Annotated in this window: 13 protein-coding genes and 2 pseudogenes; 5 read left to right on the top strand and 10 right to left on the bottom strand. The window is 61.1% G+C overall.

Annotated elements, in window-relative coordinates; translation table 11 throughout:
* Window positions 1-3 precede the first annotated feature (3 nt).
* The 3 genes and pseudogenes from R2N16_RS24090 to R2N16_RS24080 form a co-directional block, all read left to right on the top strand.
* Window positions 4-1,308: a cobyrinic acid a,c-diamide synthase CobB gene (locus R2N16_RS24090; RefSeq protein WP_316669336.1), complete on the top strand. Its 1,305-nt coding sequence runs from the start codon at window positions 4-6 to the stop codon at window positions 1,306-1,308.
* Window positions 1,305-1,967, top strand: a complete 663-nt coding sequence (gene bluB / locus R2N16_RS24085; protein WP_316669334.1) for a 5,6-dimethylbenzimidazole synthase — start codon at window positions 1,305-1,307, stop codon at window positions 1,965-1,967. The genes R2N16_RS24090 and bluB overlap by 4 nt, the downstream gene beginning before the upstream one ends.
* A 360-nt stretch (window positions 1,968-2,327) precedes the next feature.
* A pseudogene (locus R2N16_RS24080) lies at window positions 2,328-2,498 on the top strand (transposase domain-containing protein); the annotation flags it as partial.
* On the opposite strand, the gene R2N16_RS24075 reads toward R2N16_RS24080, so the two are convergent.
* From R2N16_RS24075 to R2N16_RS24035, 9 genes and pseudogenes are all read right to left on the bottom strand, one after another.
* Entirely contained in the window at window positions 2,465-2,836 is a 372-nt protein-coding gene (locus R2N16_RS24075; protein WP_316669333.1) for a superantigen-like protein SSL4, read from the bottom strand. The pseudogene R2N16_RS24080 and the gene R2N16_RS24075 overlap by 34 nt on opposite strands.
* A 48-nt stretch (window positions 2,837-2,884) precedes the next feature.
* Entirely contained in the window at window positions 2,885-3,010 is a 126-nt protein-coding gene (locus R2N16_RS24070; protein WP_316669331.1) for a hypothetical protein, read from the bottom strand.
* A 98-nt stretch (window positions 3,011-3,108) separates the two neighbouring features.
* A pseudogene (locus R2N16_RS24065) lies at window positions 3,109-3,573 on the bottom strand (SDR family NAD(P)-dependent oxidoreductase); the annotation flags it as partial.
* Window positions 3,574-4,125: 552 nt separating this feature from the next.
* The gene (locus tag R2N16_RS24060; protein ID WP_316669329.1) at window positions 4,126-5,640 is read right to left on the bottom strand and encodes a CoA-acylating methylmalonate-semialdehyde dehydrogenase; all 1,515 of its coding nucleotides are present in this window, start codon (window positions 5,638-5,640) and stop codon (window positions 4,126-4,128) included.
* A 24-nt stretch (window positions 5,641-5,664) separates the two neighbouring features.
* The gene (locus R2N16_RS24055) at window positions 5,665-7,179 is read right to left on the bottom strand and encodes an ABC transporter ATP-binding protein (protein WP_316669327.1); all 1,515 of its coding nucleotides are present in this window, start codon (window positions 7,177-7,179) and stop codon (window positions 5,665-5,667) included.
* Window positions 7,180-7,222: 43 nt separating this feature from the next.
* Window positions 7,223-8,149, bottom strand: a complete 927-nt coding sequence (locus R2N16_RS24050; RefSeq protein ID WP_316669326.1) for an ABC transporter permease — start codon at window positions 8,147-8,149, stop codon at window positions 7,223-7,225.
* Window positions 8,150-8,151: 2 nt separating this feature from the next.
* Window positions 8,152-9,228 carry an ABC transporter permease gene (locus tag R2N16_RS24045; protein WP_316669324.1) on the bottom strand — a complete coding sequence of 359 codons (1,077 nt, stop codon included), beginning with the start codon at window positions 9,226-9,228 and terminating at the stop codon, window positions 8,152-8,154.
* A gap of 8 nt (window positions 9,229-9,236) precedes the next feature.
* Window positions 9,237-10,352 (bottom strand): BMP family ABC transporter substrate-binding protein, encoded by a 1,116-nt coding sequence (locus R2N16_RS24040; RefSeq protein ID WP_316669322.1) that lies wholly within the window; start codon window positions 10,350-10,352, stop codon window positions 9,237-9,239.
* A gap of 33 nt (window positions 10,353-10,385) precedes the next feature.
* Complete coding sequence (locus R2N16_RS24035; protein ID WP_316669320.1) at window positions 10,386-11,354, bottom strand: dihydrodipicolinate synthase family protein; 969 nt, start codon at window positions 11,352-11,354, stop codon at window positions 10,386-10,388.
* Between the two features lie 158 nt (window positions 11,355-11,512).
* On the opposite strand from R2N16_RS24035, the gene R2N16_RS24030 reads away from it, so the two are divergent.
* The gene (locus R2N16_RS24030) at window positions 11,513-12,331 is read left to right on the top strand and encodes a FadR/GntR family transcriptional regulator (protein WP_316669318.1); all 819 of its coding nucleotides are present in this window, start codon (window positions 11,513-11,515) and stop codon (window positions 12,329-12,331) included.
* Window positions 12,332-12,499: 168 nt separating this feature from the next.
* Here the strand turns inward: R2N16_RS24030 and R2N16_RS24025 are convergent, their stop codons facing one another.
* The gene (locus R2N16_RS24025) at window positions 12,500-12,976 is read right to left on the bottom strand and encodes a hypothetical protein (RefSeq protein WP_316669316.1); all 477 of its coding nucleotides are present in this window, start codon (window positions 12,974-12,976) and stop codon (window positions 12,500-12,502) included.
* A 29-nt stretch (window positions 12,977-13,005) separates the two neighbouring features.
* Here R2N16_RS24025 and R2N16_RS24020 point away from each other — a divergent pair, with 29 nt between their 5' ends.
* On the top strand, window positions 13,006-13,338 hold the full coding sequence (locus R2N16_RS24020) for a diguanylate cyclase (RefSeq protein ID WP_316669314.1): 333 nt from the start codon (window positions 13,006-13,008) through the stop codon (window positions 13,336-13,338).
* The last annotated feature ends 398 nt before the right edge of the window (window positions 13,339-13,736 follow it).

The raw sequence follows: 13,736 nt of genomic DNA, 5'->3' as shown, positions 1-13,736 counted from the left end.
CGCATGTCTGAGCAAGCCAAGCCTCGCTCGTGCCCGGCGCTGTTTCTCACCGCACCGGCCTCGCATCAGGGCAAAACCACGCTGACGGCCGGCCTCGCTCGTCATCACCGCAACCTCGGGCGCACGGTTCGCGTGTTCAAGACTGGGCCCGATTTTCTCGACCCCTACATTCTGGAGCGCGCGTCGGGCAACCCCGTGTATTCACTCGACTTGTGGATGACCGGAGAAGCCGACTGTCGCCATCGGCTTTACGATGCCGCAGCAGACGCAGACCTGATCCTGATTGAAGGCAGCATGGGCTTGTTCGATGGCACGCCTTCGAGTGCGGACCTCGCGGCTACGTTCAGCGTGCCAGTCCTGCCCGTCATTGACGCAAACGGCATGGCACAGACCTTTGCAGCGGTGGCCTACGGCCTGTCGAATTTTCGACCTGGGCTGCCGTTCCATGGTGTCGTGGCCAACCGCGTTGCCAGTGCCCGCCATGCCGAGATGCTGAGTGAGATGCTGCCGCCATCGCTGCGCTGCGTCGGCACCGTGATGCGTGACGATGCGATGACCTTGCCTGAGCGCCATCTTGGCCTGGTTCAGGCACAGGAGATCGTCGATCTCGAGCAGCGCATCGAGACCGCCGCGGCACGCGTAGCCGTAACAGGGCTAGCCGAATTGCCACCGCTGGTCGTGTTCACGCCTGCCGTGGGCACGCCAGTACCGCGGCTCCTGACTGGTACGAAAATCGCCGTCGCGCGAGACCAGGCCTTTTCCTTCATCTATCCAGCCAATCTGGAACTGCTCGCCGCGCTGGGTGCCGACATCGCGTTCTTCTCACCGCTGGCCAATGAACCACTGCCGTCGGCTGACGCGGTCTATCTGCCAGGCGGCTATCCGGAGCTTCACCTCGGCACACTCGCCGCAAACAGCGTGACCAAGGCGACGCTGCACGCGCACGTTGCAGCGGGCAAGTCCCTCTATGCTGAGTGCGGCGGCATGCTTTACCTGCTGGACTCGCTGACCGGCAACGCTGGCACAACCGGCGCGATGCTCGGTCTCCTGCCCGGCAATGCGACGCTGCAGAGCCGGCTTGCCGGGCTCGGCCTGCAGTCGGTTGAACTCGACGGCGCAACGCTGCGTGGCCACGCTTTCCACTATTCAAGCCTGCAGACTCCGCTCGCCCCGCATACCCACGCCCGCCGCGCCAGCGGCACAGCACAGGGCGAAGCGGTCTATCGCCACGGCAGCATGCTCGCGAGCTACCTGCATTGCTACTTTCCCTCCAACCCGTGCGCCGCTGCCAGGCTATTCAAGCCATGAACCCGTATCGATACAGCGAAGATGAAATTGCCGCCGTCTATCGCGCCATCCGGGAGCGCCGCGACATGCGCCACTTCCGGTCAGACCCGCTCGACTTGGCATTGCTCGAACGCTTGCTGCACGCGGCGCATCTCGCCCCCAGCGTCGGCTTCATGCAGCCCTGGCGCTTCATTCGCATCACTGACAGGTGCCTGAGAGCGCAAGTCCATGCGCTGGTCGAAGCCGAACGCGAGCGCACCGCGGCTGCCCTGGGCGAACGCCAGGACGATTTCATGCGACTCAAGGTCGAGGGCATCCTGGACTGCGGGGAAGTTCTGGTAGCCGCCCTCATGGATGGACGAGAGCGGCATATCTTTGGCCGACGCACCATGCCGGACATGGATCTCGCCTCAGTGGCCTGTGCCATCCAGAACCTCTGGCTTGCCGCGCGTGCGGAAGGTGTCGGTATGGGTTGGGTTTCCTTATTCGACCCAGAACAGCTCGGCCGACTGCTACGACTGCCGCCCGGCGCGCGGCCAGTTGCCGTCCTCTGCCTCGGTCATGTCGAAAGCTTTTACGAGAAGCCGATGTTGGAACAGAAGGGCTGGGAAAAACGGCGATTACTCAACGAAATGCTGTTCGAAAACAGCTGGAGTGATCATGGCATCGCGCGCCCTTAGATGATGCACGCGTCGTGGCTCTCAATATCCAAGCCGGTGAAAGGGAGACGTTGGCATCCCAGGAACAGGCGGGAACGCCACGAAACCCCAACGGCATGTGCGGGCTTCGCCGGCAAACATCAGAAGCTCCGCATCCGAGCGCACACCTTCCAGAGCAAGAGAAAAGGAGTCTCGCCGGTTTAACCGAAGATAGCCTTCCGCATACATTGCAAGGAAAATCGCGCGAAGCGGTAGTCGAGGTAGGCTTTGAAGGGAGGGCTCTGCAATTCGAAAGAAGCCCCACGGCATTGCGGTCCGGACGTCAGCATGAACTGAACAGTCGCGGTAGTCCCGCTCGATTGCGTATCGCAGGAGTTTATAGGCGCACTCCTCACGAGGAACCCCACGACAGTCAAGCTCAATGACATCGAGCCAGAGGCATATCTGCGCCATGTCCTGGCACACATCGCGGATCACCCAATCAACCGGATCGACGAACTCCTACCGTGGCAGCTGGATCAGTCGTCGTACTCGAGCGGCGTATCGGCGTAGTCCGGAACAATGGTGTGGATGCAAACCTCGCACCACTCCCGGAACATCTTGAGCGTCCGGTTGCGCGGCCATAGATCTGGATCGACATACCAGTCCTCCAGTAACTGCTCAAAAACCGCCTTCCAGTTCCGCTGAATCCAGCGCTTGCTTGGCTGATCGGGGTCATCAGTGCCACCCGTGGGAATCAGGAAGGCGGTCGGTTCCTCGCGCGCATCCTCGAGGTTGATGGTGGCATTGGCTGGAGTGGGATCGGCCGCGTTGATCCATTCGACGAACGGCGCCTTGGGCAGGATGGTGACAACAACCCGGTTCGTAACGTAAAGCGGCTCAAGCGGCATGCGGTCGATCCTCGTGTCAGAAAATCGAATGCTAAAGCAAGACGGCCATCACTCCACGCTTACGAATGGAATGAGCCGGCGCGCGACCTTGGCATAGGTGCGGGACTCGAACGTGGCCGCATCGGCGCGCGCCATCTCATCGCCCGGCAGGGGCGAAGCAAGCTTCGTGGTCATGGTGTCTCCTACCATGTGCCCCGGGTGGGCCCGTGTGCATGTGTCTCGAAGGGTTCCACGGCAGGCGTGTGCCGTCGTGGCATTGGCGTGTCAGTCGCTCAGTGGATCAGCGTGCCGCCGTTCACGTCGAGCGTGATGCCCGTCAGGTAGGCATACAGATCGCTGATGAGGAACAGGCACGCGTTCGCAACGTCGGCCGCATGGCCAAGCCGGCCAAGCGGGATGCCCTTGATGATCTCGGTGCGCATCTCGGGCGTGAGCTTGTCACCAGTGATGTCGGTCTGGATGAGCCCTGGCGTGATGGAATTGACGCGGACATTGTCACCACCGAACTCCCGCGCCATGGCCTTGGCAAGGCGCAGCACGCCCGCCTTTGCAGCGCTGTAGTGCGGCCCACCGAAGATACCGACGCCGCGCTGTGCGGACACGGACGACATGCACACGATGCTGCCGCGCTTGTGCGCCTTCATGTGCGGCAACACGGCCTGCGACATGTAGAGCGTGCCGCGCAGGTTCACGTCGAGCACGGCATCGAAGTTGTCGGCTTGAATGTCGAGCGTGCGCGAACCGGCAGAATCAGCCTTAGCGCGATGCCCGGCGAGTGAGGTTCAAAATAGTTCAGACTTTCAAGCGTCGATGGTGATGTGAATCTGCACACCGGGGCCGCTGCGGGCAAGCGCACCCTGTCCATCGGGTTTTGTCCGTCAGGCTGACCATATAGGCAGTGCCAGCGGCCGTCCATAGCCTAGCCGACCACCGGGGCCCGCATACCCAACTGAGATCCTTGTAGCGCCCGCATAGTCAGGCTAGGGAGGCGTAAAATCGACTGAACTGGGGGAATAGGCGCCCATCGCGATGTACGACTCGACGATCGTGGCGCCACAGGGATTCGAGGCGCCCCCCTCCTACCTGACCGTGATAATGTTCGAGGCGTCCGACAGTCGCAAGAGAGAGGACAGTTTCATGGTCAGGTCACGTTCTTGTCTTTGGAGCAAAGCGTGCTCCTCGGCACCACACAGCTCGCGCGCACGCGCAAATTCAATACCCTGCCGTGGCAATGGCCTCCACTGGAACCAATGAAGATCGGCTCCAGTGCGAGCGCTTTCTCAGCCCAACTACTTGGCCGTCGGCATCACAAACTCTGCGCCCTTGGCGATCGAATCTGGCCAGCGTTGCATCACGCTCTTGTAGCGCGTGTAGAAACGCACGCCTTCTTCGCCATAGGCATGGTGGTCGCCGAACAACGAGCGCTTCCAACCGCCAAAACTGTGCCAGGCCATCGGCACCGGAATCGGCACGTTGATGCCCACCATGCCCACCTGGATCTGCCGCGCAAAGGCGCGCGCCACGCCACCATCGCTGGTGTAGCACGACACGCCGTTGCCGAATTCGTGCGCGTTGATCAAATCCACCGCCTCAGCAAAATCATGCACGCGGACCACGGAGAGCACCGGCCCGAAAATCTCTTCCTTGTAGATCGTCATCTCGGGTGTAACGTGGTCGAACAGCGTGCCGCCGGTGAAGAAGCCCTGCGCATGCCCATCGACGGTATGGCCGCGACCGTCCACCACCAGCTCCGCGCCTTCCTCCACGCCCTTGGCGACATAGCCTTCCACCTTGACCTTGTGGGCGGCTGTCACCAGCGGCCCCATCTCGCTAGTGGCGTTCATGCCGTTGCCAATCTTGAGCGCCTTTGCACGCTCAGCGAGGCGCGGCACGAGCTTGTCAGCCACGTCGCCCACAGCGACGGCGACAGAGATCGCCATGCAACGCTCCCCGGCCGAGCCGTAACCTGCGCCGATGAGCGCGTCGACTGCTTGATCGAGATCCGCATCGGGCATGACCACCAGGTGGTTCTTGGCGCCGCCCAATGCCTGCACGCGCTTGCCGCGCTTTGTGCCTTCCGCGTAGATGTACTCGGCGATAGGCGTGCTACCGACGAACGAGATGGCTTGCACGTCCGGATGAGCCAGCAGCGCATCGACGGCATCCTTGCCGCCTTGTACGACGTTGAACACGCCGTCGGGCAGGCCAGCCTGCTTGAGCAGGTCGGCAATCATCAGGCTCGGGCTCGGATCGCGCTCCGACGGCTTCAAGATGGAGGTGTTGCCGCACGCCAATGCCACTGGGAACATCCACATCGGCACCATCACGGGGAAGTTGAACGGCGTGATGCCGGCCACCACGCCCAGCGGCTGGCGCAGGTTCCAGTTGTCGATGCCGCCGCCGATGTTGTCGGTGAACTCGGTCTTGAGTAGGTTCGGAATGCCGCAGGCAAACTCCACCACCTCGATGCCGCGCGTAACTTCGCCCTTGGCATCGGAGAACACCTTGCCGTGCTCGCGCGTGATGGCCGCAGCCAGCGCGTCGTGGTTCTGGTCGAGCAACTCCTTGAACTTGAACAGAATGCGCGAGCGCTTGAGCGGCGAGGTTTCCGCCCAGGCCGGTGCGGCAGCGTGAGCGGCGGCCACTGCAGCCTTCACTTCGGTCACGCCGCCCAACAGCACTTGCGCCGAAATTGCGCCAGTCGCCGGATTAAAAACCGGAGCGGATTGCGCGGAAGCCGGGGAAACGTGCTCGCCGCCGATAAAGTGGCCGACAGTCTCCAGTTCGATTGCTTGGCGATTCATAACGATGGTCCTTCCTTCTCAGTATCAATGGGTGGATTCGCCGGCCATGTACTTGCCGATGATGTGGGTCTTCGCCGCCACGGCAGGTACCTCGTAGACGATGCGACCCTGGCTCATAACGACGATGCGATCGACGAGTTGAAGCAATTCATCCAGGTCTTCCGAGACCAGCAGGACGGCCGCTCCGGCGTTGCGAGCTTCGAGGATTCGGTTGTGTGTCTCCTCGCACGCGAGGAAGTCCAAGCCGAACGTGGGGTTCGAGGCAATCAGCACACGAACGTCCTGTGTCAGCTCTCGCCCCAGCACCGCGCGCTGCACGTTGCCACCCGATAGCGTGTTGACTCGCACGTCGAGACCGCCGGCCTTGACCTTGAACTGCTTCACCAAGCGTTCGGCTTGTTCCTTCAACGCCTTGCGATCGAGGAGGATTCCCTTGCGCAGCGGGCGACGATCGAAGTTGCGCAGCGCAAGGTTTTCCGCCAGCGACATGCGGGGAACGCACGCGTTCTTCAGCGGCTCCTGCGGCAGGCCGTAGACCCCCAGCTTGGCGATTTCCTTGCGAGATCCATGGAAGAGGGTTCCGTCCACTCTGATCTCGCCTGCACTACCGCGCTGGCCCATCAGGGCTTCGACCATTTCCATCTGGCCATTCCCCGAAACGCCTGCAACACCGACGATCTCACCCTCGTTCACGCACAGGTTCAGTTCCTTGACCGCATCGAGGCCAATGTCGCCCTTGACGGTCAGGCCCTTGATAGCGAGAGCTGCATGTTCCTTGCACGGTGGCCGTGGGCTTCGCTCAGTCTTGAGCGCCAGCGTGGTGCCGACCATCGCCTCGGCGAGTTCCTGATTCGACAGGTCTTTGGCGGACCCTTGCTGGACTGCCGCGCCCTTGCGCAGGATCGTGACGTCGTCGGCATAGCGGCGGACCTCATCGAACTTGTGGGTGATCAGGATTGCACTGAGCTTGCCGGAGGTCGTGAGCTGCCGAACATACCCAAGGACTTGCTCAGCCTCACCCGGGGTCAGCACAGACGTCGGCTCGTCCAGGATTAGCAGGCGCCGGCCGAGATACAACTGCTTGATGAGTTCGGCCTTCTGCCGCTCGCCCGCAGACAACTGAGACGTGCGGACGTTCAAGTCGATCGAGAACGGCAGGGTCTGTGTGATGGCGGTCAGGCGCGCAAGCTCCCGCTGCCAGTTGATGAACCCTGGTAACCTGGCCGCACTCGCCACCAGGTTCTCGGCGATGGTCATCGACGGAACCAGGGTGAAGTGCTGGTACACCATGCCGATGCCAAGCCTGTCGGCATCCTTCGGCGAGGCGATTTGCTTCGCCTCATCGTCGATGACGATCGAGCCCTCGTCGGGCTGATAGAAGCCGACAAGACATTTGACGAGCGTACTTTTGCCTGCGCCGTTCTCTCCGAGCAGGGCATGCACGGTACCTGCGCCGACAGTCAGGGAAACATGATCCAGCGCTGTGACAGGGCCAAAGCGCTTGGTCATGCCGGATATTTGTAAATTGAGCGCGTTCACGCTGATCTCCTCTTGCTATTCCTTGGGCGGTTGGGGAACCGAGCTAGCGGTGCAAGCTCAGCTCGCCAGGTGCATCTGCGAAGGGCGCGGAGCGCGACGTCGACGCGATCATGATTGCCAGGGTCAGCACGTATGGGGCGGCGTTGAACAGGTAGTAGTAGCCCGTGATGCCCATGCCCTGCAGTGCAGGTCCGATGGCACCGGCGCCACCGAATAGCAGTGATGCACCGAGTGCACGCAGCGAGCGCCAGCGCGCAAAGATCACCAAAGCGACAGCCATGATCCCTTGGCCACTGGAGAGCCCTTCGCTCCAGCTGCCGGGGTACGACAACGACAAGAAGCTGCCACCCACGCCTGCCAGGAAGCCGCCGGCCATGGTGGCGAAGATTCGCGTGCGCAGAACCGGAAAGCCCTGCGCTTTCGCGGCATCTTCGCTGTCACCAACAGTGCGAAGCATGAGTCCCCATCCCGTGCGGTTCAGGAACACGTAGACGGCGAAGGCGAGGAAGATGCCGACAAAGAACAAGGCGTTAACGTTCAGCGCGGCCCGCACCTGCGGAATGCTTGACCAGAAGCCCAGATCGATGGACGGCAAAGGTGGCGCCTTGGGTTCGACGAGCGGTTTACCCAGGAAGAAGGCAAGGCCGGTCCCCAAAACCATGAGGCTGATACCGATGGCGGTATCGTTGACTCGTTTGATGCTGCAGAGCGTTCCATGCAGGACCCCGAACAGCATGCCGGCGATGCCTGCAGCAAAGACGCCCAGCCAAGGCGATCCCGACCAATAGGAGACACCGTAGCCCGCCATGGCACCGAGCACCAGATTGCCCTCCAAGCCAAGGTTGATGCGACCGGATTTCTCCGTGATGCACTCGCCAAGGCTGACAAACATGAAAGGCGTGGAGACGCGAATCGCGCCGCCGAGGATGGCCAGCGGCAAGCTGGCCCAGCCGATGGAAGTCGCGTCCATATTTAGCTCCGGTCCGACCCGTTGTATTTCTGCAGGAGTGCGTCGCCCACCAGCACGCACACGAAGATCAGCCCCTGAAACACCAAGATGCTCGCGTCCGGCAAGTCGAGTCGACGCTGCAACAGGCTGCCGCTTGCCTGCAGGCCGCCGATCAAGCAGGCGACGGGAATGATGGCAAGGGGGTGCTGCCGCGCCAGGAAGGCAACGAGAATCCCGCTATTGCCGTAGCCGACAATGAGCGAGGAGTTGGCAGTCCCTTGAACCGCAGCGACTTCGATCGCGCCGGCAAGACCGGCCACGCCGCCCGCAACCGCGGCTGTCCCGATCACCCATCGGTTGACGGAGAGGCCGACCAGCTTTGCAACCTTGGCGCTACCGCCCACGACCCGCAGGGAGAAACCCCAGACCGTGTGACGCAGTACGAAGTACGCCAGGACTGCCAACACAACACTGATCGCCAGACCAGCATGAACGTCGATGCCAGGGATCGAAGGGAGCATGTAGCGCGGGTCAATCGGATGGGTCGAAGGCTTGTCTAGGCTAGCGGGATCGCGCAGCGGACCTTCCGTCAGGTGATGGAAGATCGCGATGGCGATATACGACAGCAGCAGGCTGGAGATCGTCTCGTTCAGCCCGCGGTACTGGCGCAGTGCACCCATGATCGCGAACCAAATGCCACCGACCAGCGCGCCAGAGCAGAGCATGGCGATCTGCATCGGGAGGGAAGGCGCTCCCACGAACGGCAGCGTGATCACGGCGCCGGCAAGTCCACCCAGGGCCAAGGCACCCTCTGCGCCGATCACAACCATGCCTGCTTGCGCTGGGAGGGCCACAGCAAGGCCGGTCAGAATCAACGGGGCCGCGCGCGCCAGCGTGTCTTGCCACGCGAACCCGCTCCCAAAGCCGCCTTGGTAGATCAACCCAAAGACTTCGAACGGGTTCTTGCCATACAGCGCCACGAATGCTGCGAAGATCGTCGACGCGATGAGTAAGGCAGCCACGGGGAACGCCACGCTAGCGTGCAAGCGTTTAGGCTTGGCGATCGCCGCGGTTGGTTTTATCGTCATTGTCGGTTCCATGGCAGCTCCTACACCTCTCCGATCACACCTTCAACCAGATAGTTGATGGGGTCCAATGCACGATCGTTGTCGCGGTAGACAGTGCCTGCGGGAATCACGACATTGCCCTTGTTGTCCTTGAGCGGGCCTGCATAGATCACGCGCTTGCCGGCCACCATTTCGGCATGCACGCGCTCCACCGCATCGCGTACATTCTGCGGAACTGCCTTGCCGAACGGCGTGTACTTGACGAACTTCTCTGCCAGCCCGCCGCGCAGGTAGTGAACCGGCTTTTGGGCGGCCCGCACGCCCTTGACGAACTCCATGTAGGGAACAATCCAGTTCCACTCGGCTCCGGTGAGGAAGCCCTTCGGAGCAACGTCCGCCTGGCTGGTGTGATAGCCCACCGACATCACGCCACGCTTCTCCGCCGTCTCGACAACGACCTTCGGGCTGTCCACGTTGCAAGCGATGACGTCAACGCCTTGATCTGCGAGCGAGTTGGCAGATTCGGCTTCGCGCACCGGCAATACCCAGTCGCCGGTGAAGATCACGCGTACCTGAATGGTGGGGTCTACCGAACGTGCGCCGAGGGTGAACGCATTGATGCTGCGCAGTAGGTTCGGCGTCGGCTTCGCGGCGACCACGCCCAACTTCTTGGTCTTGGTCATGTGACCCGCTGTCACGCCCGCCAGGTACTGGGCGGCGAAGATGTAGCCGTAGAACGTGCCGATGTTCTCGGGCATGCCGGGCGCCCAAATGCCACCCGTGTGCGCGAACGTGATGTCCGGATATTTTTTGGCGACCTCAAGAACGTGGGGCTTGAAGTAGCCGAACGATGTCGCAATCACAAGCTTCGCGCCGTCCTGGCGGATCATGCCTTCCATGCTCCGCTGGGCCGCGATCGTCTCCGGCACGCGTTCCTCTTCCACCACCTTGATGCCCGGCACCTTTTTGAGCTCGGCGGCAGCCAGCGCATGTGACTGGTTGAAGCCGTAGTCCTGTTTCGAGCCGGAGTAAAGAATGCCGACGGTAAGGGGGGTGTCGACTGCGAACGCCAGATCACTGAGAAGCAGTGATGGGGCGGCGCCAGAAGCTGCCACGAGTTTGAGGAACGTACGCCGATCAAAACCGGATGCGCTCATGATGGGTCTCCTTGGTAGTTAAAAAAACTGTTGTTAGTTGAGTGGAAGCGCCGCGCGCAAACCTGGCGCGTTGGACAGCAGAAGATCAGCTTCGAGCTCACGCTTCTGGGCGTCGGAAAGTGGGCGAATCGGTGTTCTGACGGGGCCGCCGGCCATGCCGATGAGCTCGCACCAGTACTTCAGCGCAGCGTTTGGCATGTGGCCGCGAATGAGCGGATCCATGACCCACTTGTTGAACAACGGACGCAGGTGCGAAAGTGCTTCGAAGTCCCGAATCACCTGGGCGGCATCGGCGCCGGCATCGAGCTTTGCGATGTAATCGGCGATCGGAAGATGTCCCGGCACCTGATAGAGATAGGGCTCGGGGTCGGCATAGAGGATCGGCTGCCCGTGCTCCAGACGGTTCTGGAAATAGTGCTCCTCCAGCGGATCAGAAACCACCACGCCATTACGTGCTGCTGCTCGCAACGCGGGGTTCTCGCTATACGCGGTGGTCTTCAGCAGCTTGATCTGGGGCAGCTCGCAGACCTCGGTAAAGGAGGCTGGCGATAGCGCACTACCTGCAGCCGTTGCTGCGTTGAACAAGACGATGGGCATGTCCAACCGCTCGCAGATGAAGCGGAAATACTCGAGCTGCTGCTCTGCAGAACGCGGGCCGGAAGTCGGCACCATCAGAACGGCATGGTCAACGCCGGCCGCTTTTGCGTGCAGGCCAAGGTCCAGGGTCTCGCCGATGGATGCACCGGTTACAACGACGGAAACGCCCAGCTTGCCGTCCGCTTCATCACACAACACTTCCACGACACGCTTGCGTTCTTCGAGCGAGAGCGACCAAACCTCTCCCATCAGGCCGTTGCAGAAGACGCCACGTAGTCCGATCTCGATGTAGCGCCGGGCGTTGTGGCGCAAACCGGCTTCATCCAGCTCGAGCGAAGGCAGGAACGGCGTGTGAATGGCAGCCCACACAGGCGTGGGCAAAAGATTGGGCAAGCGAAAGGTCACGGCGGTCTCCAGATGTGCTTTCGTTCGAATCATCCTATTTATCATGATAATTAGAACAATGCGGATCATATATACTGGATCGCAGAAATCAAGGAGCCGTTTCGTGCCTAGATTTGGTGCATAGCAGGTTATCCATAAAAAATTCAAGGAGTTATGTCGTGAGACTCAACGACGAGGCTGGGGTATACCCGCCTACCCGCACCCGGCCGGCGAAGCGGGCAGACCTAGTGACCGAGGACGTCAAGCGTTTGATCACCCAGCGCAACCTCAAGCCGGGGGATCGGCTGCCGAACGAGCGGGATCTTCAGGAGCTTTTTTCGGTGAGTAAGAGCACGACTCGAGAGGCGCTCAAGTCGCTGGAAGTTCAGGGGCTGATTACGGTGAGTCCGGGCCCGTCGGGCGGTGCCACCATCCGCGAAGTGCCCCTTGAACGGACACTGCAGCTCATTCAGAACTATCTGTTCTTCAAAGACGTCAGCATGAAGAACATCTACAACGCACGTCGGTTGCTGGAGCCCGAATTGGCTGCCGGTGCGGTGCCGTTTATTACTGAGCAGCAATTGGCCGCGCTTGAGAACAACATCGAGAACTGCCAGCCAGCGTCACAGGAGAACGGCGACCTCCTGAATCAGCGTCAGGCGGATCTCGATTTCCACGACATCCTTGCTGCCGCCAATCCTGACCCCTTCCTCAGCTTCATCTGTCAGACGATCAACGAGTTGCTCCGGCGCCTGGTCGTATTCAGCACGGACACGCCGGCCGAGGAACACGTGAAGTTCGGGTGCGCCAATGTCCGATGCCATTCGGCGATCCTTGAGGCCATCAGGCAGCGAGACGCGGACAAAGTGCGAGAACTGATGCGCGAGCACATGGAAGAAGCTTCGGGCTACGTGACTCGGCTCAATGGCCGCCTGGATGGTCGGCTGATTCTGGATTCGGAGATGGCGGCGCGGCCGCTGAAACTCGAGCCACGCTGAGGCTGTACGCCTGTGCCGATGAAGCAATGTCGGTTGAGGAACTGCGTGCGTGACTGATACGACCGAGTCCAAGTGGCTGAGCGCGAGGGTGGCAGCCTAGCACTGGCTTAAGGGGCCATTGGCCTTCCCCTCTCCGGCCGAAGCGCCCCTCCTCCACTACGCCTCGGGTCAAAGCAAGCTCTGCAGGTCTTCGGGCTCCAGAAAGGCGGCCGCCTCGGAAGAGACAAACTGGGCATGCAGGCAATGTTCCGCAATCCAGCCGCGGACACGCACCTCATCCGCTTTGGCCGCTGATATGGCGACCACGTTTTCGAGTGGAACCACTGGCCCGACCTCGATGCCTTCGCGGCTATCATCGTAATTGCATCGGATGCGCTGCGTCTCGTTGTATGCCTGCTGTCGCGCCGCGCTGATCCCGAACGTGATCCGCATTTCATCAAACCAGCGCAGCGTTGTGTAGGCGGTCGACTGCAGGCCCTCCTTGGACGTGAACACGTTGATATGCCCGGACACACCACCGGTCGTGGAGGTCTGTCCGTCCGAAGACTGTATGTCAGTGACGAACTCGCCGGACACAATCGCGCCTCCACTGTCGATCACCTTGGCAGCAGACCAGAGCCCCTGGTTCTTTGCGATGCTCGGCAATACGGCCGATCCCGTGCCATGGACAAACAATGACCTGGGCTTTGGATACGAATACGGACCTCGTGGGAGGCATTCGGGTGGCGGAGAAGATTCGGCTGGCAGTCACGGCAGCGAACCAGCTTCACGCAGGTAGCCCAAGTGGGCAACTGACGGTGAGCATTGGCGTCGCCGCACTTTACGAAGATGCGACCTCTAGTCAAACCATCGAGCAACTGGTCCATGAGGCCGACCAGATGCTCTACGAAGCCAAGGCCTTAGGCCGTAATATGACCATGCCGCAGGAGGCCAGTGCTCTCGCCGGCATGCGTGCAAGATATCTGCCCTGGATTGCGGGCAGTCCTGACGCCGGCAAGAGTTCCTAAGGCTGAGTAGAGCCTACATCGGCAAAATCGCTGGCGTCATCGCCGACGAATTGTTTTCCATCCGGAATCCCGAGCAGCAGGTGAAGATCGCCCAGTGCCGGGTCGACCAGTACCTGGGGTAGTCGTCCTTTTCGTGCAAAATCTGGCGGTTTCGCTTTAATTTCCCTTGTAGATCAATGGCTTGGAAATTCGGCGATTTCGTGGGCGCCGTCCTTTTTGTGCAGAATCTGGCGGTTTCATGTCTCCGACCCAGGCGAGCCTAGTTGCGTCCGGTACCTGGGTGTGGAGATCGAGGGGGCGTGAAGATCGTAAGGGCCAGATCAGCACCGTAGCAGTTGGTGTTGACGGTGATGCCGGGAAGCGCTATCGGATGGGGGTGGTTTTGGCGGATGCTGGCA

Source organism: Ralstonia psammae, assembly GCF_958405935.1.
In the GTDB taxonomy this organism is placed as follows: domain Bacteria; phylum Pseudomonadota; class Gammaproteobacteria; order Burkholderiales; family Burkholderiaceae; genus Ralstonia; species Ralstonia psammae.
Note: the sequence above shows the minus strand (reverse complement) of the source record. Positions and strands in the feature narration are given on the sequence as shown.

What these genes read in the sequence shown, in the direction of transcription:
- R2N16_RS24090 (WP_316669336.1), top strand. Translation starts at nt 4, where the DNA reads ATGTCTGAGCAAGCCAAGCCTCGCTCGTGCCCGGCGCTGTTTCTCACC.
- bluB (WP_316669334.1), top strand. Translation starts at nt 1,305, where the DNA reads ATGAACCCGTATCGATACAGCGAAGATGAAATTGCCGCCGTCTATCGC.
- R2N16_RS24075 (WP_316669333.1), bottom strand. Translation starts at nt 2,836, where the DNA reads ATGCCGCTTGAGCCGCTTTACGTTACGAACCGGGTTGTTGTCACCATC.
- R2N16_RS24070 (WP_316669331.1), bottom strand. Translation starts at nt 3,010, where the DNA reads ATGACCACGAAGCTTGCTTCGCCCCTGCCGGGCGATGAGATGGCGCGC.
- R2N16_RS24060 (WP_316669329.1), bottom strand. Translation starts at nt 5,640, where the DNA reads ATGAATCGCCAAGCAATCGAACTGGAGACTGTCGGCCACTTTATCGGC.
- R2N16_RS24050 (WP_316669326.1), bottom strand. Translation starts at nt 8,149, where the DNA reads ATGGACGCGACTTCCATCGGCTGGGCCAGCTTGCCGCTGGCCATCCTC.
- R2N16_RS24045 (WP_316669324.1), bottom strand. Translation starts at nt 9,228, where the DNA reads ATGGAACCGACAATGACGATAAAACCAACCGCGGCGATCGCCAAGCCT.
- R2N16_RS24040 (WP_316669322.1), bottom strand. Translation starts at nt 10,352, where the DNA reads ATGAGCGCATCCGGTTTTGATCGGCGTACGTTCCTCAAACTCGTGGCA.
- R2N16_RS24020 (WP_316669314.1), top strand. Translation starts at nt 13,006, where the DNA reads ATGACCTGGGCTTTGGATACGAATACGGACCTCGTGGGAGGCATTCGG.